27 protein-coding genes are annotated in these 22198 nt (G+C 70.4%); 18 read left to right on the top strand and 9 right to left on the bottom strand.

Annotated features, from left to right (window positions below; genetic code table 11):
* Positions 1–136 precede the first annotated feature (136 nt).
* Together HNR25_RS09190 and HNR25_RS09185 are read right to left on the bottom strand one after the other, a co-directional pair.
* The gene (locus tag HNR25_RS09190; protein WP_184634238.1) at positions 137–967 is read right to left on the bottom strand and encodes an SAM-dependent methyltransferase; all 831 of its coding nucleotides are present in this window, start codon (positions 965–967) and stop codon (positions 137–139) included.
* 68 nt (positions 968–1035) lie between these two features.
* The gene (locus HNR25_RS09185) at positions 1036–2247 is read right to left on the bottom strand and encodes a cytochrome P450 (protein WP_184634237.1); all 1212 of its coding nucleotides are present in this window, start codon (positions 2245–2247) and stop codon (positions 1036–1038) included.
* 478 nt (positions 2248–2725) lie between these two features.
* Here HNR25_RS09185 and HNR25_RS09180 point away from each other — a divergent pair, with 478 nt between their 5' ends.
* A complete protein-coding gene (locus HNR25_RS09180; RefSeq protein WP_184634236.1) occupies positions 2726–3430 on the top strand; it encodes a hypothetical protein in 705 nt (234 codons plus the stop codon).
* Positions 3431–3540: 110 nt separating this feature from the next.
* Here the strand turns inward: HNR25_RS09180 and HNR25_RS09175 are convergent, their stop codons facing one another.
* Positions 3541–4128 (bottom strand): hypothetical protein, encoded by a 588-nt coding sequence (locus tag HNR25_RS09175; protein ID WP_184634235.1) that lies wholly within the window; start codon positions 4126–4128, stop codon positions 3541–3543.
* A 309-nt stretch (positions 4129–4437) separates the two neighbouring features.
* Positions 4438–5646, bottom strand: a complete 1209-nt coding sequence (locus HNR25_RS09170; RefSeq protein WP_184634234.1) for a helix-turn-helix domain-containing protein — start codon at positions 5644–5646, stop codon at positions 4438–4440.
* An 83-nt stretch (positions 5647–5729) separates the two neighbouring features.
* Between HNR25_RS09170 and HNR25_RS09165 the strand changes: the two genes are divergently transcribed.
* Positions 5730–6452, top strand: coding sequence for an HAD family hydrolase (locus HNR25_RS09165; protein ID WP_184634233.1), 723 nt, complete (start codon positions 5730–5732; stop codon positions 6450–6452).
* A gap of 72 nt (positions 6453–6524) precedes the next feature.
* Here the strand turns inward: HNR25_RS09165 and HNR25_RS09160 are convergent, their stop codons facing one another.
* Entirely contained in the window at positions 6525–6734 is a 210-nt protein-coding gene (locus HNR25_RS09160; protein ID WP_184634232.1) for a DUF397 domain-containing protein, read from the bottom strand.
* Positions 6731–7600, bottom strand: coding sequence for a helix-turn-helix domain-containing protein (locus HNR25_RS09155; protein ID WP_312862431.1), 870 nt, complete (start codon positions 7598–7600; stop codon positions 6731–6733). The genes HNR25_RS09160 and HNR25_RS09155 overlap by 4 nt, the downstream gene beginning before the upstream one ends.
* 250 nt (positions 7601–7850) lie before the next feature.
* On the opposite strand from HNR25_RS09155, the gene HNR25_RS09150 reads away from it, so the two are divergent.
* From HNR25_RS09150 to HNR25_RS09140, 3 genes are read left to right on the top strand one after another with little or no spacing between them, the layout of a single operon-like run.
* Positions 7851–8432 carry an ATP-binding protein gene (locus tag HNR25_RS09150; RefSeq protein WP_184634231.1) on the top strand — a complete coding sequence of 194 codons (582 nt, stop codon included), beginning with the start codon at positions 7851–7853 and terminating at the stop codon, positions 8430–8432.
* Positions 8420–8839, top strand: coding sequence for a DUF6907 domain-containing protein (locus HNR25_RS09145; RefSeq protein WP_184634230.1), 420 nt, complete (start codon positions 8420–8422; stop codon positions 8837–8839). Before HNR25_RS09150 ends, HNR25_RS09145 begins: the two co-directional genes overlap by 13 nt.
* Positions 8836–9066 (top strand): hypothetical protein, encoded by a 231-nt coding sequence (locus HNR25_RS09140; protein WP_312862430.1) that lies wholly within the window; start codon positions 8836–8838, stop codon positions 9064–9066. Before HNR25_RS09145 ends, HNR25_RS09140 begins: the two co-directional genes overlap by 4 nt.
* Positions 9067–9207: 141 nt before the next feature.
* Here the strand turns inward: HNR25_RS09140 and HNR25_RS09135 are convergent, their stop codons facing one another.
* The gene (locus HNR25_RS09135) at positions 9208–10164 is read right to left on the bottom strand and encodes a helix-turn-helix transcriptional regulator (protein ID WP_184634229.1); all 957 of its coding nucleotides are present in this window, start codon (positions 10162–10164) and stop codon (positions 9208–9210) included.
* A 106-nt stretch (positions 10165–10270) separates the two neighbouring features.
* Here HNR25_RS09135 and HNR25_RS09130 point away from each other — a divergent pair, with 106 nt between their 5' ends.
* Positions 10271–10636 carry a VOC family protein gene (locus HNR25_RS09130; RefSeq protein WP_184634228.1) on the top strand — a complete coding sequence of 122 codons (366 nt, stop codon included), beginning with the start codon at positions 10271–10273 and terminating at the stop codon, positions 10634–10636.
* A gap of 126 nt (positions 10637–10762) precedes the next feature.
* Here the strand turns inward: HNR25_RS09130 and HNR25_RS09125 are convergent, their stop codons facing one another.
* Both HNR25_RS09125 and HNR25_RS09120 read right to left on the bottom strand, forming a co-directional pair.
* Positions 10763–11275 carry a P-loop NTPase family protein gene (locus HNR25_RS09125; RefSeq protein ID WP_184634227.1) on the bottom strand — a complete coding sequence of 171 codons (513 nt, stop codon included), beginning with the start codon at positions 11273–11275 and terminating at the stop codon, positions 10763–10765.
* A 94-nt stretch (positions 11276–11369) separates the two neighbouring features.
* Positions 11370–11801: an NUDIX domain-containing protein gene (locus HNR25_RS09120; protein WP_184634226.1), complete on the bottom strand. Its 432-nt coding sequence runs from the start codon at positions 11799–11801 to the stop codon at positions 11370–11372.
* 515 nt (positions 11802–12316) lie between these two features.
* On the opposite strand from HNR25_RS09120, the gene HNR25_RS09115 reads away from it, so the two are divergent.
* From HNR25_RS09115 to HNR25_RS09060, 12 genes are read left to right on the top strand one after another with little or no spacing between them, the layout of a single operon-like run.
* Positions 12317–12862: a hypothetical protein gene (locus HNR25_RS09115; RefSeq protein WP_184634225.1), complete on the top strand. Its 546-nt coding sequence runs from the start codon at positions 12317–12319 to the stop codon at positions 12860–12862.
* A 35-nt stretch (positions 12863–12897) separates the two neighbouring features.
* On the top strand, positions 12898–13680 hold the full coding sequence (locus HNR25_RS25785) for a hypothetical protein (RefSeq protein ID WP_246463545.1): 783 nt from the start codon (positions 12898–12900) through the stop codon (positions 13678–13680).
* 24 nt (positions 13681–13704) lie between these two features.
* Complete coding sequence (locus tag HNR25_RS09105) at positions 13705–14430, top strand: SAF domain-containing protein (protein WP_184634224.1); 726 nt, start codon at positions 13705–13707, stop codon at positions 14428–14430.
* Complete coding sequence (locus HNR25_RS09100) at positions 14430–15173, top strand: hypothetical protein (RefSeq protein ID WP_246463544.1); 744 nt, start codon at positions 14430–14432, stop codon at positions 15171–15173. Before HNR25_RS09105 ends, HNR25_RS09100 begins: the two co-directional genes overlap by 1 nt.
* Complete coding sequence (locus HNR25_RS09095) at positions 15170–16516, top strand: TadA family conjugal transfer-associated ATPase (RefSeq protein WP_184634223.1); 1347 nt, start codon at positions 15170–15172, stop codon at positions 16514–16516. Before HNR25_RS09100 ends, HNR25_RS09095 begins: the two co-directional genes overlap by 4 nt.
* A complete protein-coding gene (locus HNR25_RS09090; protein ID WP_184634222.1) occupies positions 16513–17379 on the top strand; it encodes a type II secretion system F family protein in 867 nt (288 codons plus the stop codon). The genes HNR25_RS09095 and HNR25_RS09090 overlap by 4 nt, the downstream gene beginning before the upstream one ends.
* A complete protein-coding gene (locus HNR25_RS09085; RefSeq protein WP_184634221.1) occupies positions 17376–18263 on the top strand; it encodes a type II secretion system F family protein in 888 nt (295 codons plus the stop codon). Before HNR25_RS09090 ends, HNR25_RS09085 begins: the two co-directional genes overlap by 4 nt.
* A gap of 42 nt (positions 18264–18305) precedes the next feature.
* Positions 18306–18494 (top strand): hypothetical protein, encoded by a 189-nt coding sequence (locus HNR25_RS09080; RefSeq protein WP_184634220.1) that lies wholly within the window; start codon positions 18306–18308, stop codon positions 18492–18494.
* Positions 18495–18496: 2 nt separating this feature from the next.
* Positions 18497–18898: a TadE/TadG family type IV pilus assembly protein gene (locus tag HNR25_RS09075; RefSeq protein WP_312862429.1), complete on the top strand. Its 402-nt coding sequence runs from the start codon at positions 18497–18499 to the stop codon at positions 18896–18898.
* Between the two features lie 26 nt (positions 18899–18924).
* The gene (locus HNR25_RS09070; RefSeq protein WP_184634219.1) at positions 18925–19305 is read left to right on the top strand and encodes a TadE/TadG family type IV pilus assembly protein; all 381 of its coding nucleotides are present in this window, start codon (positions 18925–18927) and stop codon (positions 19303–19305) included.
* The gene (locus tag HNR25_RS09065; protein WP_184634218.1) at positions 19302–19703 is read left to right on the top strand and encodes a pilus assembly protein TadG-related protein; all 402 of its coding nucleotides are present in this window, start codon (positions 19302–19304) and stop codon (positions 19701–19703) included. Before HNR25_RS09070 ends, HNR25_RS09065 begins: the two co-directional genes overlap by 4 nt.
* Positions 19704–19727: 24 nt before the next feature.
* Positions 19728–22166 (top strand): OmpA family protein, encoded by a 2439-nt coding sequence (locus HNR25_RS09060; RefSeq protein WP_184634217.1) that lies wholly within the window; start codon positions 19728–19730, stop codon positions 22164–22166.
* The last annotated feature ends 32 nt before the right edge of the window (positions 22167–22198 follow it).

The raw sequence follows: 22198 nt of genomic DNA, 5'->3' as shown, positions 1-22198 counted from the left end.
CCTGCCCCGGGTTGTGGGGCCCGTAGAGGTTGGTGTTGTGTGCCTGTTCGGCCAGGGAGCCGGACGCCTCGGTAAGCCCGAGGCGACATCGAAGAAGGTCATCTCTCGCCCGGTGCGGCTTCGAGCCCGTGTCCCCTCAGCCCGCGGGCGGCCGTTGGGTGAGGCGGCCGAGGCCGCCGTCGCCCCAGGCCTGCTCGGGTGGCCAGTAGGGCTCGGTGGGGTCGCGGCGCCACTGGGAGATGGGCATCACACCGGGCTCCACGAGTTCCATCCCGGTGAAGAACCGGCGGATCTCGGCGTGGCTGCGCCCTTTCAAGGTGGCGGAGCTGCGGGCATAGACCTGCTCCATGAACGCCGCCCGCTGGGGGCTGGTCTCGTTCTCCAGGTGGGAGACGGCGATGTAGGAGCCCGGGCACAGCCGGTCGCGCAGCGCGGCCACCACCTCGTAGGGGCGGTCCTCGTCGGTGAGGAAGTGCAGGACGGCGATCATCAGCACGGCGACCGGCCGACTGAAGTCGATCATGCCCCGGATCTGGGGGTGGGCGAGGATGCCGGCCGGGTCGCGCAGGTCGGCCTCGGCGACCGCGGTGGTGGCGGGGTCCTCGGCTAGGAGCGCGTGGGCGTGGGCGAGCACGATGGGGTCGTTGTCGACGTAGACGACGCGGGCGCCGGGGGCGTGGCGCTGGGCGACCTGGTGGACGTTGTCCTGGGTGGGCAGCCCGGAGCCGATGTCCAAGAACTGGTCGATGCCGGCTTCGGCGGCCAGGTGGCGCACGACGCGGCGCAGGAAGTACCGGTTGGCGTGGGCGGTGCTGTGCAGCTCGGGGATACGTTCCAGGAGCTCGGTGCCGGCCTCACGGTCGGCGGCGTAGTTGTCCTTGCCGCCCAAATAAAAATCGTAGAGGCGGGCGGCGCTGGGGGTGTAGGGGTCGACGCCGGCCGGGGGAGCGGGTGTGTGGTCGGGCATGATGATGCACCTGTCGAACGCGGAAGCGGTCTATGCGGGCGGAGTTCGGGCCCGAACGGGGCGCCGAATCAGGCGGCTCGGGCGGTGCCGGGGGTCAGGTTCACGGGCAGGCTGGCGGGGCGGCGGATCATGAAGCTGGGCAGAGGCGGCACCTGGCCGGCCGGTTGCAGGTGGGGGAAGCGGGTGAACAGCCGCGACAGGGCCGTTTCCAGTTCGAGGCGGGCGAGGTGGGCGCCCAGGCAGTAGTGGATGCCGTGGCCGAAGGCCAGATGCCCCTTGGGGTTGCGGGTGACGTCGAAGACCTCCGGGTCCTGCCACCGGTGGGGATCGAGTCCGGCGGCGGAAATGCCCAGCAGCACCCCGGCCCCGGCGGGCAGCTTGGTGCCGCACAGCTCGACCTCGCGGGTGGTGAAACAGATCGGGAGGGTGGCCACGGAGCTGTAGCGGCGCAGGCACTCCTCGACCGCCGACCCCCAGCCCACCTGTCCTGAGAGGACGAGGTCGCGCTGGTCGGGGTGGGTCGCCAGGGCCTGGGCGGCGTTGAGTAGGGCTCCGAGGGTGGTGTCGAAGCCGGCGACGATCAGCAGGTAGCAGGTGTCGACGGCGTCGGCCCGTGACACGTCGCCGTTGCGCTGGGATGTGGCCAGCAGGGAGAGCAGGTCGCCGCTGGCGGTGTCGGGTGGGGTGTGGTCGAGCAGGTCGGCGATGTAGGTGCGGGCCTCCGCGTGCACGCCGGGGTCGGAGAGGGCGAAGGCGCGGGTGGTGATGTCGCTCAAGCGTTCGGCGTGCTCGGGGCCGAGGCCGAACAGGTCGAGGAACACCTCCACGGTCAGTTGCCAGGCGAAGTCCAGCAGGTCCGCCCGCGGCCCGGCCTGTGCCATTTCGTCTAGGAGGCGGTCGGTGATGGCCTCGATCCGGCCCCGGCGGTGTTTGACGGCGGCCGGGGTGAAGGCGGGCCGCAGCAGCCGGCGGATCTGTTCGTGTTCGGTGCCGTTGAGGGCGAGCAGGCTGCGCAGGTCGCCCACCAGAGCGACCAGCGGGTGCGCGGGATCCACCTCGCCGCGCTGGAGGGCGGGCCAGTTCTCGGCCCCGCGCAGGAACGTGCCGCCGGTGTCGCCTTGGACGGTGCGCAGGGCCTCGTCGCTGCAGGCGGCCCACAGGTGCAGGCCGGCTAGCTCGACCGCAGCCACCGGGCCAGCCTCGCGAAGACACTTGGTGTTGGTTGCGGGGTCGTCGAGTGCGAGGCGGACGCGCGCTGCGGGGCGGGAGACGGGGTCCATTGGTCCTCCTGGGTGAGGGGCGGGCGGGGGTGAACGTGACGGGAAGGGCGCGGCGTCCGGCGATGACCGTCGAGGCGCGCCGCGGGGCGTCGTTCTCGTTCAGGCGCAGGTCGGGCAGGCGCTGCTGGAGGCGTTCCACCCCGGTCTGGGCGATGGCCAGGGCGATGTCGCGGCCCAGCTGCGGGCACCCGTGCGGGCCCATGCCGAACACCGGGTAGGCCCGGTTGGAGGGTTCGGGTGGGGCGGTGCGCAGCTGGTGCCGCTGGGCGGCGCCGAATCCCATGACCAGGCAGTCGCCGCGCGCCAGCCGGTAGCCGCCCACCTCGAGCCCGTCGGCGGTGGGGAAGCGGCCCACCAGGGTCTCCAGGGGCGGGTGGCGCCAGATCCCGTGGTTGAGGGTTTCGCTGATCAGCCAGGTGGAGCCGACCATGTGCATCCGCGACGTGGCCAGCAGGTCGGCCAGGGTGTTGGCGAGTGCGTGGGCGATGGGGTCGTGGGCGGCGGCCATGATCAGCGCGAGCTGGTCGCGGATCTCCTCGTCCTCCAGCCCGCGGGCGACCATCCCGCTGGTGATGTCGCGGCCCGGGTGGGCGCGGCGGTGGGCGGCGTGGCCGATCAGGAGGTCTTGGAGCTGGTGGTGGGCGTGGCCGGCGTCGGCCTCGCCGTCCCACAGGCGCTGCATGGCCATGCCCACCCGCAGCCCGGCGGGCTGGTCCATGCCGAACAGGCGGCACAGCACCAGCAGCGGCAGGACGGAGGCGTATTCGGAGACCACGTCGGCCCGGCCCCGGGTGCAGAACCCGTCGATGACCACGTCGGCGATCTCGCGGATGCGGGTTGGCAGCAGAGCCAGGGAGACTTCCTGCAGGGCGCCGGTCAGTGCCGTGCGCAGCCGCTGGTGCTCGTTCCCGTCGACCGACAAGGCGTTCCGGCGGGGCGGATACAGCGCCTTAAGCGGGCTGGCCTGCGGGATGGTGCCGTTCCACAGGTCGCGCCAGGCGCGGGGGTCGCGGGCGAAGTAGTGCTCGTCTTTGAGGACGCGGTGCAGCACGGGCAGGCTGATCATGAGCCAGGCGGGCACGCCCTTCTCCAGCTCGACGGGCACCAGCCCGCGCTGGAAGTGCTCCTCGTCGAGGCGGTCGAGGGTGGTGGGCAGGTCCAGGGCGGGATCGTCCAGCCGTAGCAGTGGGGGTGGGGGTTCGGGGGGCAGCGGCATAAGAGTCGCTTTCACACGAGGGAGGGGGCGGTCGAGCTGGACCTGGCCTGGTTCGGGGCGTGTGCGGCGGCGGGGCCTCAGAGGTTTCCGGCGGCGCGGCGCAGAAGCTCCTCGCAGCCGGCGACCAGGTCGCCGGCGCCTTCGATCAGGTCTTCGGGATCGATATCGATGCCCCGGACGATTGCCTCCGCGCCGGCGGTCAGGGCGTCCTGATAGGCCAAGCGGTGCGCCAACTCCATGGCGTCGTCGGCGGACACGGTCTCCAGCAGCCCGAACCCGACCTGCTCAGCGGTGAGGGACCGTGTGGCCACGAACTGGCCGCCGCCGGGCTCAATCTCATAGCGGATCCGCCACTGGGGATGCTGTCTCTGAAGCCGAGCTACAGCTTCTTCGCCTGCAGGGAGATCCCGCGTGCCCGTGCCGGCGGCCTCTGCGATGCGGCTCGCCACGGGGTTATGGATCTCCAACTGCCGAAGGAGCCCTTCCTCGCTGGCAGCCGCTGCGGTGAGAACTCCTCTGAGGAACTTGGGAGCCGGTGCGATGCTGGCCACGAACACGCCGCGTTCGGGCAGCGAGGTGGCGGCGTAATACCGGATGTCCCAGTAGGGGTAATGCCGGCGCAGACGGGCCAGGGCGCCAGCGGCAGTGTCGTCAGCTCTGCTCACGACGCACCTGCCTGATTGGCCGGTGCGCATTCGCTGCCCGCCCACACGAGGCATTGGCGAACGGCCGGTGTTGTCCCGAAGCTCCTGCGGATAGCGAAGTCCGGCCTTTGCCCAAACATGCTGTGTCCATCGACGGACACTGGCCGGTGGCATCGCTGCGCCCGCGCCACTGCGGACGCATATGTGGCCAAAGGCGTTCGGCAGTCGGCCATTCCTTGTCTCCTCGCAGCGTGATGGATCGTGCAGCGAGGACGAACCTACGGAAGGGCGTAACCAGGCCTACTAGCGTTGCGAGGTCCTAGCACAGAGCTAGGAAAGCGTGTGACCGGCGGCGAGTTCGTCTTCGATGCCGACACGCTGGGCGAAAGCGGTGAGCTGCTTGCGGAGCGACGGACGGGCGCGCTGGAATACCCGGCGCACGGTGTCGTGCGCCGTCGGGTTGTAGCGAAGTTCCTCGGCGCTGCACTGTTCGGCTTCTAGCAGATGCAGCAGCGCAGCCCCTGGATCGGACCGCATTGCGTGGCTGCGGGCGAGGTCGAGCGCCAGGGTTGTGCGGCGCTCACGTGATTGGAGCGGTGCCGGATCGATTTCGTCGGCGATAGCCAGGGCGTCGGCGGTGTGGCCGTCCTCGAGTTCGACACTGACCATGTGTAGGGCGACGTTGGTCGGTCCGAAGGCGGTCCGCCCCACATTGGTTTCCCCGGTTTTTTCCGCGAGAGGGCGAGCATGGTCCCTGATGCGCTCGATGGCCGCGAATCTTCGTTGACTGCGCGCGGCGGCCACAGCGGCGGCCAGCCACAGCGCGCCGCTGATCGCTGCGGCTTCGCGGGTTCCATGCCCTTTGATATCGGCGATGGCCGCTAAGGCGATTTCCTCGGCTGTTTGGGGCTCCTGCTGCCCCAGCAACGCGTGTGCGAGGTTCCAATTCGCCCGTGCCAGGCGGACATCGTCCTCTGTCTGCTCGGCGGCCCGACGCTCACGATCGGCCGCGACCAGCGCCAGGTCGGGGCGCCCGATGCGCCGAGCCACAGTCCGCAAGAGAGCATAAGCGTCGGCTGCCACTCGATGCTCAAGAAGGGGATCGGTTGTTCCGGGGGCGTTGATTGTAGCGACGTCACCGATCAGGTCGGGGACCACAGCAGCCAGACGGCTGTAGCGGTCTGCGGCCCCTTGCCAGAGGCGCCACGCGTGTTCGACCGCTTCCTGTAGCTCGTCGGTACTGCGGCCAGAGGAGGCTTCCTGCTGGAGGAGAAGAGCGCGGTGTAGTTCAGACGCCAATAGAACGTCCGGAGCGGGTGAGGGGCGCTCACTGCTCTCGGCTACCAGTTCGGGCACGGAAACCCCGAGAGCTCCGGCGATAGCCTCCACGACATCCAATGACGGGACCCGGTATCCACGCTCGATCTGTCCGAGGTACTCGGCGTTCAGGCCCGCGAGTCCTGCGACCACTGCCTGGGATTTACCCTGCCGAGTGCGATGCCACCGCACACGTTGCGCGAAGACCTGACCCAGCGACATGATCCCGCCCTCCCGGCTGGAACAGCGTCCGTGGGGGTACATGGTAAATGGCCCGCGCCCGATTCCCCTTGTTGGAGCCGCCTATGCTGCCCCGCTGCCTCGTCCTCTGGGACGTCGACCACACGTTGATCGAGACCCGCGGTGTGGGCAGCGCTGTGTTCCGGGAAGCGTTCGAGAAGGCCACCGGAGCCACGATGAGCGCTGGCATGGCCACGGCCCACGGGCACACGGAACCGGTGCTGTTGGAGAAGACCCTGGAGCTCAATGGGATTCAGGACCGCGAGGAGGGGCTGTTCGAGCGTTTCGCAGCCGCACAGGCGGACGGGTACCGCGCCCGTTCGGACGAACTCCGGGAGCGGGGGCGCGTCCTGCCTGGCATCGAGGATGCCCTTGGTGCCCTGGCGACGGATTCCGGCGTGATGCAGAGTGTGCTGACGGGCAACACAAGACGAGCGGCGCAGGTCAAGCTGAGCGCGTTCGGCTTGGATCGCCATTTGGACCTGGCAGTAGGAGCCTACGGTGACGACGACTCCTACCGGCCGCGGCTGGTCGAGGTCGCTCTCGCCCGAGCTGCGGAACGAGCGGGCATGTCGGTGCCGAGGGAGAGGGTCGTCCTTATCGGAGACACCCCCAAGGACATCGCAGCGGCGCGAGAGGCCGGAGTGGGCGTCATCGCAGTCGCCTCTGGAACCAGCTCCGTCGATGATCTGACGGGAGTGGGAGCGGACCTGGTCCTGGGGACGTTGGAGTCGGTCGATATCCGTGACCTTGTTGGCCGTGTTCTCACTGTTCGTGCTGGAGAGTGAGTCCCTCATAGTGGCGGCGTGAACAGGCATGGCTGAAGGCGCCACACGCCTGGGGAAGCAGGGCGACCAGCCCTACAGATCCTCGCGCCGAGCCGAGGCGAGGAACGCTGTCCACTCCCGAACTGAGAACTTCAGAACGCCCGCCTCCGGCTGGTTGCTGTCGCGGATCAGACGTTGGTCGGTAACAGCTGCGACCTCGACGCAGTTGCCGCCCGCGCCGCCGGAGTAGCTGGACTTGCGCCAGCGCGGTCCAGGGCTGTCGTTGGTCGCCTCGTGCCTCATGGTGCGTATCTCTCCTGGAGCAGGTGCTGGATACGTCGCTGGGACTCCTCAGGGCTCAGCGCGGTTTCCCGTAGACGCTGGAAGACCTGGGAGAAGGAGGCGGTTTCGGGCTCCTCTTCCAGGTAGAGCGCGCCGATGCGGTATTCCACCAGCACCACGTCGCCGGCGGCGACGTCGTCGAGGATGCCGGGGAACTCCATGATGACGAAGGAGCCTTCGCTGCCGGTGTGGGCGCCGGCCTCAAACGGCAGGATCCGGAGGTCGACGTTGGGCAAGTCGGCGCGATCCAGCAGCGTCTGGAGCTGCTCGCGCATGACCGCGGTGCCGCCGACGACGCGGTAGAGGGCGGCTTCGTTGATGACCGCGTTGAACGTCAGCGGCGCTTCATCGGTGAGCCGGTCTTGGCGGCGTGTGCGGATCTCGACTTGGGCGGCGATCTGGTCGTGTGAGCCGGCGTCGATGTCGGCGGTGAGGACGGCCCTGGCGTAATCGGCGGTCTGCAGCAGGCCGGGGACGGTGCCGTCCTCGTAGTTGTGGAGGGTGTGGGCCTCCTGCTCGAGCCCGAGGTAGGGCTCGAACCAAGCGGGGACGCTGTCGCCGTGGCGCTGCCACCAGCCGGGCTCGCGCTGGCGGGCGAGGCCGACGATGCGGTCGCGGTCGTCGGTGGAGAGTCCGTAGTACTCGGCCAGCAGGTGCACGACCGAGACGGGCCAGGGGTTCTCCGCCTTTTCGTACTTGGTCAGGGTTCCGGGCGCGATGCCGGCGTGGTGCGCGGCGGTTCCGGATTTGATGCCCGCCCGCACGCGGGCCTGGCGCATGACGCGGGCGATCGTCCGCCGCGCGACGCCTGCCGGGCTCTGGCCCACTCGACACCTCCCAGTTCGCAGCTCCAGTTTGGCGCATCGGACATCACCGAACCAACTTACCGCAATCCACGCTAGGGAAATTTTCCTCAGTATGGATTGCGTGTGTGTGAGTTGATCGTGATACTGAGAGTTCGGAACAGCCCTTCATCCGGCCCGGTCAGACACAGAGGCGCCGGTTCGCCCCACGCACGTCAGCGACGACCGTGACGGTGTCCTGACCTGGCCCCGAATCCCTCCAGGAGGCCTGCTGATGTCCCCCGAACAACAGTGCTGGCTCCCCGGCACTCCCGAAGCCGCCGGCATCGCCCGGCCCCGGGTCACCACCGTCCTCGGTCCGAGTCATCCCTTGCTCTTCGAGGCCCAGCTCATCGTCTCGGAGCTCGTCACCAACGCCTATCGCCACACGAGGAGCGGATTGCCCGACGGCAGGATCGGACTGACCATCGCGCCCCTCGTGTGCGGGTGCGTCGTCGAAGTCGCCGACGACGGCCCGCGCCCTGTCACACCGACCGTGCCCCGTCTGCGCACCCCCGGTGGGGCGGAGACCGAAGGCCGCGGACTCTTATTGATCGAGTCCACCGCCCGTGCCTGGGGAACCATCGACCATGCCGACGGCGGCCACTCCGTCTGGGCACTGCTCGTCTTCGATTCGGCTCCGCCGGACGAAACTGCGGCGCGGGATGAAGCGATCCCGGCCCATCGGAGTCCCGGCCCACAGCAGCCGGGCGCCGCGCTCCCGTCCACCGACGCGCACCCCGGTCGGCAGGAAACCGACGACCTCGAGGCGCTCGATGGGTTCACCGCCGAGGTTCCCGGCGGGTGGTCACCATGATCCGCCCCCACGCCCCCGCGGCCGCCCCGCAGGACATGAACACGCCCGGATGCCCCTGGTGGTGCCGCGGCAGACATCCCGAACGATCCATCCGCGGGCAGGCGTGGTGCATCCACCAAAGCACCACCTACCGCGGGACCCACGGCACCGTCGCCCTGACCGTGGCCGTGGTCTGGCACGAGCGCATCGACGGCCGCGCCCCCTACACGCAACCGGCAGCACCGTACGTCGAACTGCGGATGCACGCTACCGCCGGCAGCGACGCCTACACCGCCCGGATCACCCCCGCCCAGGCGCGCTCGCTCGCTGACGTGGTGGAGACGGTGCCGCGCGGCGATCCCGAGCTGGCCGAGGGGATGCGCACCGCCGCACACCGGGTCGCCACTACATCCCAGGAGGAATCGTGACTGCACGCTGGGGACGCACCCCTCGCTACGCCGCCGCTGCCAACCTGCAGGCCGCCCATCCCGGCCTGATCGTCTGGTTCGGGGAACGCAGCGGCCACTTCTACCTGATGGACGCCGAAGGGCTGCACGAACGCGACAGCATCGACGCCCTCACGCTGCTGGCCTGGTGGCGTACCCACCGGCCGAGGCCGCGCCGTAGCTGGTCGGCTCCGGCCGTGCGCACCTGACCCTGCCGCCGGGGAACCTCCTTGTAGTTCCGATCCCGGCAGCGCCCTCACGGCGACTTCTCCTTCCGGGACGGGGTGGTGCTCCGGTCGCGCGCCGGTGATCTCACGAGGTGCGTACCGATCATCGTGGGGCAAGGAGATTCATGAGGGCCTGTGATGGTCGGCCACCTCGGTAGCGAGGTCGTGTAGACGCGCCTTGGCCTCGACGGGCCCGTGCACGGTAACGGACCTGCCGAACGGCAGCAGCGCTCGCACGTCTTCAAGGTGCAGGAACCTGATGGTGGCCTCGTACGCGGCGGTTTCGTCTGCGTGCTTCTGCAGGAGGAGCCGCTGTCCGAAGATCCGTTGCGCACGTTCGAGCTGGGATTCGTCGATGGTCGCGGAGACTTCGACGACGTGGTCGTGTTCCCACTGCGCGGTGAGGCCGGCAGTGACGCTGTGCAATGTCTGGCGGGGACGTAGCCGTCGTCGGTGACCGGTTTCCGTCCATGACGTGATCCGCTCGAGGCGGAACATCCGTGGTGCTCGGTCGCAGTCGGCGACGAGATACCAGATGCCGGCCTTGGCGAGGAGCCCGTAGGGATCGACGACGAGCGTGCTCGGTGGTGACTCGCGAGAGCGGCTGTATTCGATCCGCAGTTGCCGGGCCCGCCGCACCGGGCCGATGAGCGCTGCCGGGGGTGTGCCGTCAGGCCGTGGTTGGAGCCAGGGGCGACTGTCGACCTGTACGGCCTCGGTGAGCGGAATCAGGTCCTCAGAGCGGCCCGGATGTGTCTTGGCGAGCTTGGCGAGCGCGTGCCGGGTCTCGGTGGAGGCGTTGAGGTCGTCCCGCTGCTTGTCATCCAGTCCCGTCAGCGACAGGGTCTGCCTCTCACCCGGGGTGAGTCGGGTGAGGTCGAGCCCTGTGCCGGGGAGCACGGTGACTCCTCCGGACCGGCCACGCTGTGCAGCCACGGGGAATCCGGCCTCACGCAGCCAGTTCAGGTCCCGGGTGACCGTTCGAAGCGATACTCCCAGCGCCGCGGCGAGGTCGGTGGTGGTCACGGCGTCTCGCGACTGAAGAAGCAGCATCAGGGAGAAGAACCGGTCAGGGGTCATGATCTCGATCGTGGCAGAAATTGCGCCATCATCCGGCGTATATGCAGGTCAGTCTGTGTCTGCGTGCCAAAGCCGCAGCCCACGATCGATCGAAAGGGAACCGACCATGTCCGCATCCGTGGTGACCATCGTCTACGTGAACGACGCGCCGGCCGCAGCTCGCTTCTACGGTGAGCTTCTCGGTATCGGCCCGTCGTTGGAAACCCCGGGCTATATCGCCTTCGACCTGGGGCCCGGTGCCGACCTGGCCCTGTGGGCGGAGCAGTTCGAGGGTCTCTCGCCCGATGTCCCCCGAACGAGCGAGGTCTGCCTGGCCATCGACGGTGGCCCCGAGGAACTCGATGCCCTCTTCCAGCAGTGGCAGTCCATGGGCGTCAGGATCCTGCAGGAGCCTCGTGACGCGGGGTTCGGCCGCACCTTTTTGGCAGCCGATCCCGATGGCAACCGGATCCGCGTCGCGCCGCAGGACTGACATTCAATCCCTCGGCAGGTGCGGCACGCCGACGGATCGGTGTCGGCGGTGCCGCACCTGCCGGTATGACCTCCCGAGAGGCTGAGCATCGCCCACGCGAACGCACCCGTGAGCGATGCGGAGCGGTCAGGCCTGTTCGGCGGCGACCTCCCGCAGCCAGCGTCGTGTCTGGCGCCGGTTGGCCAGAAGCACCACGCCGGCCCGGCCGGCGGCGAACTCCTCGATCTTCGCCATTATGCGCGGCCGCATCGTGCGGCGATACGTCGCGACGTACGTGAGTACGCCCCAGTGGAGGCGGTTGTGCACTCCGTCGCCCTTGTGCCCGGCCCCGTGCCGGAGTTGCCGCGAGAAGATCCCGTAGAGCGCGGCGATCGTGGAGACGTCTATCAAGACCACCGTGTCGCAGGCTTCGAGTCGGATCTGCAGGGTCGAGTTGTAGTTGCCGTCGACTACCCAGAGAGGCTGGGAGACCATCTCGCGCTGCAGCTGGGCGAACTCGTCCGTGGGCCGGGCGTTCCACTCGTCGTCGTAGAACGCGGCGTCCAGGTGCGTGGTCGGGGCGTCGAGGACCTGGCCCAGTGCGCGGGCCAGGTGTGACTTGCCGCTGCCGCCGCAGCCGACGATCGCGACCTTCTTCATGGCCCACCAGGGTAGAGACGTGCGGATGCCCCGCAGGGACTGCACGCGCAAAAGGCCTGTTCCCGCAGAGTGGTATTTGTCGGCGGCTGACCCGTCAGCCGTTCCACCCGTGCCAGAACTGCGTGGGGTCGTCCCCGGCGGTGACGAGGGCGGTTTTGAGAGCGCCCGGCCGAACGTCCGCATCGACGAGCTGATCCAGGGCTACCCAGTGGAACTCGAGATGATCTTCATGGCTGACCGGCTCGGTGCCGGTGATGGCGACTTCGAATACGAGATTGAGCTCGTGGTGCGTGATGCCGTCTTCGATGTAGCCGTGCTCGACCGCAGCGCGAAATCCTGTGATCGTGGTCGCGGTACCGAGTTCCTCACCCAACTCGCGGACCAAAGCGGCTTCCACCCGCTCGCCGGGGTCGACGTGGCCACCCGGCAGGAACCACCAGGCCTTGTCGCGTTGACGCGCCAAGAGGAGTCGGCCGTCGCGGCAGATGACAGCGCGGACGATGATCTCGGTGGCAGCAGCGGTCATAGGTGCCTTAGGGGATGCGGCAGGTGGCGGTCACCGAGCTTACTGTCGAGGAGGTCGCAGATCCGCTGCGCGAGTCGACGTCGGTTCGTGCGGTCCGTCCCCTGCGACGGGGCCGTCGTGATGCCTCGTCGGTGCTGGAGCCGTCGCGCGGCCGACTGGTGAAGAAGAGGCTCAAGGGTGCCCCGAAGCGGCTGACCGAACATCACCGATCCCCGCACGACGAGATGAGGGGTGCCGTCGGTACCGGCGTTTGTCGAGCGTTGCGCTGGAGTCTGTGCCGCCATGGGACGGGAGATCACAGGTGACCTTTCCGTCTCGAACATCGCTCTTCACTAGAGAAATGATCACTAGACACGAGGTTGGCGTCCCTTTCCTTCGCCTGCAGGCTTACCTCTCCGTGAGGATCCGGTTATCCCTCGCTTTCGCCGGAGAACTCCCTTCAATCAGAGTGACGGTCGTATTACTCTCGGGAGTCGGATTTCGGTCGGGAACGCGGTGAAGTCATGGGGTGACCGATGGCTCGTGCGTGCTGTGGGGCGCTGATAGGCGGCATCGCGCTGGCGGTGCTTGCCGCCGCGGGATGCACATCGTCGAACGGCGGACCCGCCGCGCCCACGGAGTCTCCCTCACAGGCGAACACGTCTTCCCCACCGTCGGCCGCCGACGAAGCGATGGGTGCGTATACCGGCCTGTGGGGCGCGATCACCAAGCAGTCCCGTAGTACGGACCCTGACCTGACGGCGCTTGAGCGCTATGCCACCGGCCAGGCTCTGGAGTACGCCCGCGACAACCTGAGAGGGCGAGCCGAGGACGGTGTCGTCGCCAAGGGCGCGCCCTCCCACTCTGCTGAAGTGGCAGAGATCGATGCCGAGGCTGGCACGGCCGAAATCCGTGACTGCATGGACTCCACCGAATGGCTGCAGCACGACGCCGAAACCGGCGAACTGGTCGAGGAGAAGCCCGACGGCCCCATCCACCGGCAGGTCGAAGCCACCGTCCATCAGAACGGGCTCACCTGGAAAGTCTCAGAACTCCTGCTGGGCCAGATCGGTTCATGCTGATCGCGGCACGGCGCTTGACCATTGGAGGCGTAACCGTGACAGCACTGCTCGTCGGGGCCTCCACTGCCTGGGCCGACCCCGACTATTTCGAGGGCAACGCCCATTGCGACGCTTCCGGATGCGAAGCCGACGCGGAGTCCGGTCGGAATGCGCCCGGCTCGGTGTCACAGGGCAGCGAGGACGCCGGTGGCTCCCCGGGTGGGGGAGCCGAGGACCATTCGCAGGGTGGCGGCGAAGTTGAGGCCAACTGTGAGGAAGTCGCTCCCGGGCAGCAGGAGTGCGAGACCACGCTGACCGAGGAGGACCTGGGCGCCGAGGACGTGATCGTGTCACCGGTTGCGGTGGCCGACGCCGCCCGCGACGCGCTGGAACTGCCACAGCCGGACATCGCCACGTCGCCGGCGTTGGAGCAGCCGGTGCTGGTGCAAGTGCCGGTCTGGCTGTGGATCGATGAACAGACCTGGAACCCCCACTCGGCGGAGGCGGAGGTGCCCGGGGGAGCGGTCTCGGTGACGGCCACTCCGGACCGGGCGCGGTGGTCGATGGGCGACGGCACCACGGTCACGTGCGACGGGCCGGGCGTGGCGTATGTGGCCGGGCGCCACGATCCCGCGGCGGCGTCGCCGGAGTGCGGCCACACCTACACCCGCGCCTCCACCACCCAGCGCGGCGGCGCCTATGACCTGAGTGTGGATGTCGTCTGGGAGGTGACCTGGGAGTCGAGCGAAGGCAGCGGCGAACTGGATCCGCTGGTGACCACGACCGGGGCCGAGGTGGAAGTCGTGGAGTCCCACGGGTTGGTGGAGCCGACCGGATAAGCACAGAGTGCAGCGGGAGGCCGAATGGCCGCAGTGGCGGAAAGGAACGAGCACAAGTCGGACGAGGGAGCTGCCCCGCAACGGCTGCTGGGCAGTGGACCGCGGCGGTGGCGGTGGCTGGCTGCGGGCGCCGCTCTGATGGCCGTGGGTGCGGCAGCGGTGGCCACGGCGCTGGGCCAGGTCGATGACCGCAGCGGGGTCGTGGCCGCGGCCCGAGATCTTCCCGCGGGGCACGTGGTGGTCGAGGGCGACCTGCAGGTGGTGGAGATCGCCGGCGGCGAGCAGCTGGCGGCCGTGCCGGCCGCGCGGATCGACGGTCTGGTCGGGAAGACGGTGCTGGCTCCCATCAACCAGAACACGCTGATCGCTCCGGAGGCGCTGGGCAGCGGCGATGCGCACCCGGCCGAGGGGGAGGCGGTCATCGGAGCCAGCCTGGCCCCCAACCAGATGCCGTCCTCCGTGCGCGCCGGGGCTCGGGTGGCCGTGGTCATCACCTCCGCGCCCGGCGAGGACGGTTCGCCCGCTTCGGGAGGGGAGCAGACGCAGGGTTCACCTCCGCCCTCACCCGCGGCGTCGGCCCAGGAGGCGATTTCGGGCCGGGTGCAGTCGGTGACCACGCCCGAGGACGCCGCCGGCGGGCAGGCCACACGGGTGGAGTTGGTGGTCGATGCCGCCGATGCCGAGGCGGTGGCCCGAGCGGCCGCGGCCGATGCGCTGAGCGTGGTGGAGGTTTCCGGAGGTGAGAGCTGATGCCGCTGATCGTCGTGTTCTCTCTCGGCGGTGCGCCCGGTGTGACCACCGCATCTTTGGCTCTGGCCGCTGCCTGGCCCGAACCGGTCCCCAGCGTGCTGGTGGAGGCCGACGCCTCCGGCGGCGACCTGGCCGCATGGCGACGCATGCCGACCGCCCCCGGAGTGGCGGAGCTGGCTGCCACCGCCCGCACCGACGAGAGCGCGATCGCAGCCGCGGCACCGGTGCTGGGATGCGCCCAGGTGCTGGCGGGCGGCCAGCGGGTGTGTCTGGCCCCGGCCACCGCCGATCGGGCCGCGGGTGCCATCGATCTGCTGGCCCGCCATCCCGAAGTCCTGCGCGCACCCGGCGCGGTGGGGGTGGTCGATGCCGGCCGGTTGGCGCCGCGCTCGCCCGCGGCCCACCTGGCCGCCGCCGCTGATGTGGCGCTGCTGGTAGTGGCCGATGATCTGGCTCAGCTCAAACGCGCCCAGGCGGCCCTGCCCGCCCTGCGCACCGGCGTGGAGAAGCTCGGCCTAGTGGTGACCGGGGCCCGCACCAGCGACGCACAGGTGCAGGAGGAACTGGGGACGCCGGTCCTGCAGCGCATCCCCACCGACCCACGCTCCGCGGCCTTTCTGCGGGGCGAGAGCAGCCCGGCGCGCCCCCATCGTCGGCCGCTGCTGCGCTCGGCCCACCGCCTCGCCGACGAACTGGCGAGCACAGCGCCGCAGGCCTCGGCGGTGGAGGTGCGTCGCGGATGAGCCGACCACAGCACCCCGTCACGGTCAACACGTCGGCCGAGGCCGCGCTGGCCGAGTGGGTGCGCTTCGTCGCCGGCGAGGCCACCCGCCGCCTTAGCACCGCCCTGGCGTCCGAAGACGCTCCGCTGGCCGGGGAGGAGTACCGGCGCCGCGCCGAGCAGACCGTGCGCCAGATCCTGGATGAGGCCGCCCAGCGCCTGCTCTCCCAAGGACACCCGGTCCTGGATTCGGCCTCCGAACAGGCGGTGACCCAACGGGCCGTGGCCCAGGTGTGCGGGCTCGGGCCGCTGCAGGAGCTGTTGGATGAGCCCGACATTGAAAACATCAACCTCACCGGCACCGACGTGTGGGTGCGCTACGCCGACGGGCGCCGCGAACACCGCCCGCCCGTGGTCTCCGGCGGGCAGGAACTGGTCGCGCTGGTGCGCCGCATCGCCGCCGAGTCACCGGCCGGTGAGCGGCGCTTCGACCCGGCCGCGCCCATTCTGGACATGCCCTTGCCGGACGGCTCCCGGTTGAACGCGGTGATGGACATCGCCCACGCTCCGGCCGTCTCGATTCGGCGCCACCGCTACCGCACGACCACTCTTGCCGAGCTGCGGTCGCTGGGCACCCTGGATGAACCCCTCGTGGCGCTGCTGTCCGCGGCGGTGCGGGCCCGGCGCAACATCGTCATCTCCGGCGGCACCAACGCCGGCAAGACCACATTGCTTCGCGCCCTGGCCGCGGAGATCGCCTCCTCGGAGCGGATCGTCACCGTCGAGGACGTCGCCGAACTTGGCCTGCACCGCGACCGGGACGCCCACCCCGATGCGGTGGCGCTGTATGCACGCCCGCCCAACGTGGAGGGTGCCGGTGAGATCACCGTGGCCGATCTGGTGCGTTCGGCGCTGCGCATGTCGCCGGACCGGGTGATCGTCGGTGAGACCCGCGGGTCGGAGACCGTGCCGCTGCTCAACGCCATGAGCCAAGGCAACGACGGCTCCCTGACCACCCTGCACGCCGCCTCCTCTGAAGGCGCCTTCACCAAGATCGGCGCCTACGCCGCCCAAAGCAGTGAGCGGCTGCCGCTGGAGGCGACCGCGCTGTTGATCACCGCGGCCGTGCACCTGGTCGTGCACCTCTCGGCCACCCCCACCGGGCAGCGGATGGTCACCAGCGTGCGCGAAGTCGTCGGTGCCGAGGGCCAGCGGGTCGCCTCCAACGAGATCTATCGCCGCAGCCGCACCGGGGAGGCGCTGCCAGCCGCCCCGCCCAGCCCCGACACCATCGACGACTTGTCAGAGCACGGCTTCGACATCACCCACCTGCTCGGCAGCAGCCCCGGGGGGTGGACCGCATGAGCACGACGGCGGCCATCCTCGGCGTTGCTGGCGGACTGGCGCTGGGCGCTGGCCTCTGGCTGGTGCTCGCATCTGCCGCTTCCTCACCACGCACCGGCCGAGGCGCTGGGACCTATCGGCTGTTCCGGAGCCGGCGTCAACTCCTGCGCCTGGCCGGCGCGGCCGGGGGAGGGCTACTGGCCTGGACGCTCACCGGCTGGCCGGTGGCCGTCCTGCTCACCGGGGCCGGCCTGTGGTGGCTGCCCACCCTTCTCGGGCCGGACCGGGCGCATGCGGCGAGGGTGGCGCGGATCGAAGCGGTGGCCTCCTGGACCGAGCAGGTACGCGACCTGATGGCCGGCGCCTCCGGGCTGCAGCAGGCCATCACCGCCACCGCCCCCATCGCCCCGAGCCCGATCCGCCCGCAGGTGCAACGCCTGGCCGAGCAGCTGCGCAGCACCCGCGACCCCCAGCACGCGCTCGCGGAATTCGCCCACGCGGTGGACACGCCCACCGCCGACCTGGTCGCCGCCGCCCTGTCCAGCGCGGCCGGACGCCACGCCGCCGACCTGGGATCCCTGCTGTCCAGCTTGGCCGAGGCCGCCCGGGAACAGGCGGCGATGCTCGTGCGCGTGGCCGCCAGCCGCGCCCGGGTGCGCACCGCGATGCGCATCATCATCACCGTCACCCTCGCCCTCGCGACCGGGCTGCTCGTATACAACTCCTCCTACCTCCAGCCCTACGACAGCCTGCTGGGCCAGGCGGTGCTGGCGCTCATCGGCAGCCTGTGGGCCCTGGCCCTGGTGTGGCTGTCGCGCCTGTCCCACCACGACCTGGGACCCCGCGTCCTCGCCCCCACCGGGTCGCAGGCGGGTGCCGCATGAGCCCGCTCGTCCTCGGCATCGCCGGCGGCGCCGTCTTCGCCGCCGGGCTGTGGCTGATGCTCCTGGTGCGCTTGGCCCGCCCCCGGCTCATCGAGCTGCTGACCGAACCACCCCCACCCACCCCGCCGGGCGACCGGCCGGGCGGGTGGAGCATGCGGCTGGGTGCCCCCGGCATCCCGGTCCTGGCCGCCCTCGGGCTGCCCACCGCGCGCACCCGCACCCGCCTGGCCATCTGCGAACGCGACACCGCCGCCTACCTGGCCGAGAAGACCACCACCGGCCTACTGGGCCTTGCCGTCCCACCGCTGTTGGGCGCCCTCCTGCTGGCCGCCGGGATCGACGTCGCTGGCGCCTACGGGCTGCTCATCTGGGCGATCCTCGCCCTGGTGCTGTGGCTGGCCCCCGACCTCGCCCTGGGCGACGAGGCCGCCAAGCGCCGCCGGCAGATGCGCCACACCGTGGCCGCCTTCGCCGACCTCGCCGTCGTGGCACTGGCCGGCGGCGCCGGCGTCACCAGCGCCCTGGACGAGGCCGCCAACGCGAGCACGGCACCGGCCATGCGCCGCATCCGCACCGCGCTGCGCGCCGCCGCCGTACGCCGCCAACCCCCCTGGGACGCGCTCCGCGACCTCGGCCGGCGCTACGACCTAGACGAATTCGCCGAACTGGCCGCCAGCCTGCAACTGGCCGGCGCCGACGGCGCCCGCGTGCGCGCCTCCCTGGCCGCCAAAGCCAAATCCCTGCGCACCCAGCACCTGGCCGCCATGGACGCCGACGCCCAAGCCGCCACCGAACGCATGAGCCTGCCCGTCGTGCTCCTGTTCGCCGGATTCCTGATCCTCATCGGATACCCGGCGCTGAGCCTGATCCTCTCCGGCCTGTAGAACCCCTGATGAGTTCGCCTATCCCCTCGTGAGGAGGCTTCGATGCTCCATCGCCTCACCGCCCACCTCGCCACCCGGATCACCAACCGCCTGCGGCCGCCGCGCTCGGATGCCGGCTATTCCACCGAAGCCGTCATCGTCATCGCCCTGCTGGCCACCCTCGCCCTGGCGGCGTTGGCGCTGATCTCCAACGCCGTGATGGACCGGGCCGAATCCATCACCCTGCAATAGCCGTGGGCGAGCGACGGCGCCACGCCCGCGGGGATCGGGGCAGCACCGAACTCGCGATCGCCACCCCGCTGCTCTTGCTGCTGGTGATGCTGGTCGTGCAGACCGCGCTGTGGGCCCACGCCGGCCACACCGCCGAAACTATCGCCCGCCACGGCCTGGCCGCCACGCGTGCAGTCGGGGCGAGCGAGGCCGACGGGCACGCCGCCGCGCACCAGGCCGCAGGCCAGCTCGGCGGCGATCTGCTCACCGACGTCGACGTCCGCATCGAGCGCAGTGCGACCACCGCTCGGGTGGCCATCCGGGCCGAGGTTCCCTCGCTCATCCCCGGGCTGTCCTGGCCGATCACCCAAGAGCAGCAGGCCCCGGTCGAACGGATCGTTCCCGCACAGGGGGAGCAGCGGTGAGGCGGCGCGAACGGGGGAGCGCGTCGGTGGAGCTGGCTGTGCTCACGCCGCTGCTCATCCTGCTCGCGCTGCTCACCGTGCTGGCCTACCGCATGGTCTCGGCCGAGATGACCGCCAACACCCTCGCCCACGCCGCAGCCCGCGCCGCCACCCTGCAACGCACCCCCGCGGCCGCCGAGCAGGCCGCCCGCCAAAGCGTGGCGAACGCACCGCGTACGCACGATCTCGACTGCGCCGCCTACACCCTGGAACTGGACATCGCCAGCCTGGAGCCCGGCACCACGGTGGAGGCGGCGCTGACCTGCCACGTGGACCTGGCCGGCCACTCCGGCCTCGGCGTTCCCCTCACCTCGCAGGTCCACGGTGAGGCGAGCGCGGTCGTCGACGTGTACCGGAGCCGACCATGACCCCCACGGCCCTGCGTGAGGACCGAGGACAGGTGACGGCCTTCGTCGTCATCATCACCCTCGCCCTTATCCTGCTGTTCGCCCTGGTGGCCGAGGGCGGCGCCGCATTGAGCACGCGCAGCCGCGCGCTGTCGCTGGCCCAGGAGGCCGCGCGCGCCGGAGCCCAACAACTCGACCTGGCCGCCTACCGCGCCGGGCAGACCGCCACGCTGAACGCCCCGGCCGCAGAACAGGCCGCCCAGTCCTTCCTGCACCGTTCCGGCGCCGACGGCCAAGCCCGCGTGGACGGCGCGACCGTCACCGTCACCGCCCGCCTCGACCACACCTTCACGCTGCTGCCCCTGGGCACCCGCCCCGTGGCCGCCACCGCCACCGCCGGCCCGAACACGACCGCCTGACCCGTGATCCCTTGTGAGGTCGCCGTGATCCTCCGCCGAATCACCGCCCTGACCGTCAGCGCCCTGCTGCTGGTGGGCCTGCCGTATGCCGCGCTGGTGCTGCTGGACTGGCCCAGGCTGGACCTGTCGATCACGGCGGTACTTGCCCACCTGCGCGGCGGGGCGCTCCCGCCCGGCCTCGGCGCCGCCGCGTTGATCCTCGCGTTGTGGGCGGTCTGGGGCCTCTACCTTCTAGCGCTGGCCGCCGAAGTCCGAGCGTGGGCGAGCGGACGGGGGCCGCGGCTGCGTCCGCTGGGGCCGCTGCAGGTGCTGGCCGCCACCACCATCGGCGCCTCCCTGACCACCCCCGCGGCCGCCTACGCCGCCGCCCCGACGGACTCCGCCGTGGAGGCGCCACCGACGGCGGAGCCGCAGCCATCGGTGCAGCCCGGGGACAGCGAAGGTGACGATCGGCCCGCTGGCCCGCAAGGCGTGATCCAGCGCGAACGTGTCCTCGACGGTTTCGGCTACGACTCCGCCGACCTCACCGCGGCCATGAAGACCGATCTCGCACCGGTCGTGACGATGATCGACAACCACACGGACGCGGACCAACCTATCCAGGTCACCGGCCACACCGACGCCGCCGGCGACGCGACCTACAACCGGCAGCTCTCCCAGCGCCGCGCCGACGCGGCCGCGACCTATCTGCGCGAACAGCTCGGCGCGACAGCACCACCCATCGAAACCCGCGGAGCAGGAGAAACCGAACTCCTGGACGGGGCAAGTCCGGAGGCCCAGCGCCGCGTCGAGATCACCTACACCGTCACCCCACAGCCCCAGGACAACCCTGGCTCAGAAAAACCCGGGCAGACACAGCAGGGGCAGCCACAGAACACCCCCTCGCCGACGGCGCCGGAGGGGTCCGCGGGGTCGGAGACCGAGCCCGCCCCGGCCGCCGACGAGGACCAGGCCGTGATCGTGCTCAAGCTCCCCGGCGGATTCCTGCTGACCTCGATGGCCGCCAGCGGAGTCGCCGCTGGATTCGCCCTGGGCCGCCGCCACGGCAACCGGCACCCAGCCCCCGCCCCAGCCGAGCAAACACCCCCTCGGGGCCCAACGCCGGCGGAGCCCGCCTCGGAAACCGACCGCGAGACGACAGCTCAGGACTCCCCTTCCAAGGTCGACAACGCCACGGTGCTCGACCTGGGCGCCGGCGGTCTGGGCACCACCGGCCCCGGCGCCCCCGCCGCGACCCGCAGCCTGCTCGCCGCAGCCGTGACCACCCACGAGGAACCCCCGCCGCAGGTGGTGATGCCCCACGACGACGCCGAAACCGTGCTCGGGGCCGAGACGGCCACACTGTTGGCTGAGCGCGCGACCTCGACCGTCACCGTCGCCCCAGGCCTGAGCGAGGCCCTCACCCTGCTGCACACCGAGCTCCTGTCCCACCCCGGCGACGACGAGGACGACGACGCCACGACGGACGCGCAGCCGCCACGGCCCCTCCTACTCGTGGCACGTCCCGACAACGACCACCGTGCCGAACTCCACGCGCTACTCGCCCAGGGACGCCACAGCGGCATCGCAGCCCTCCTGCTCGGCGCCTGGCCCGAGGGCACCTGCACCATCGCCGACGACGGCGCCCTCACCACCACCGACCCCGCCCTGGAGCACCTCACCGGCGCCCACTGGCCCGGCACCGACACCGGCACACTCGCCGACCTCATCGCCGCCCTGCCCACCACGACTACCCACGAGCCCGACCGCGTCGAACTGCGCGTCCTCGGCCGCGTGAGCCTGGCCATCGGCACCGAACCGGTAGCCCTGCGCCGCCACGCCGCCTACGAAACGGCCGCCTACCTCGCCGCCCACCCCGACGGCGTGACGCTGGAACGCGCCACCGAAGACATGTGGCCCCACGACAACCCCCACCGCGCCGCCCGCCGCTTCCACGACGCCACCAGCGCCCTACGCAGAGCCCAGCGCAGCACCGGCTCCGGCACCGACACCACCCCGCTCGTCGTCCACGAGAACAGCCGATACCGGCTCAACACCGCCACCGTGACCGTCGACCTCTGGGACCTGGAAGCCGTTCTCGCCGCAGTGGAGCACAACGACACCGCCGATGCGCAGGCACGCCGACGCCTGCAGCATGCCGTGGCCGGCTACGCCGACTTCGCCGCCGAGACCGACTACGCCTGGGCCGAGCACCACCGCCTGCACCTGCGCCGGCGCGTCCTCAACGCACTACTGCGCTTGGCCTCCGAAAGCGACCGCGACACCGCGCGCGACCTGCTCGCCCAGGCAGTGGCCGTAGATGCTTACAGCGAGGAGGCCCACCACGCCCTCATTCGCCTGTATCTGGAGCAGGACGATACCCGGGGCGCCGCCGAGACCTACCGCCAGTACGAATCCGCGCTGCGTGAGATCGACGCCGAACCCGACGCGAGGATCCGCACCCTCATCACCGACGTGGAATAGGGAGATGCCGCGGATTAATTTCGACTCGAAGG

It is taken from the genome of Streptomonospora salina, assembly GCF_014204715.1.
Classification (GTDB): domain Bacteria; phylum Actinomycetota; class Actinomycetes; order Streptosporangiales; family Streptosporangiaceae; genus Streptomonospora; species Streptomonospora salina.
The sequence above is the reverse complement of the archived record's forward strand: the minus strand, read 5'-3'. Positions and strand labels throughout refer to the sequence as shown.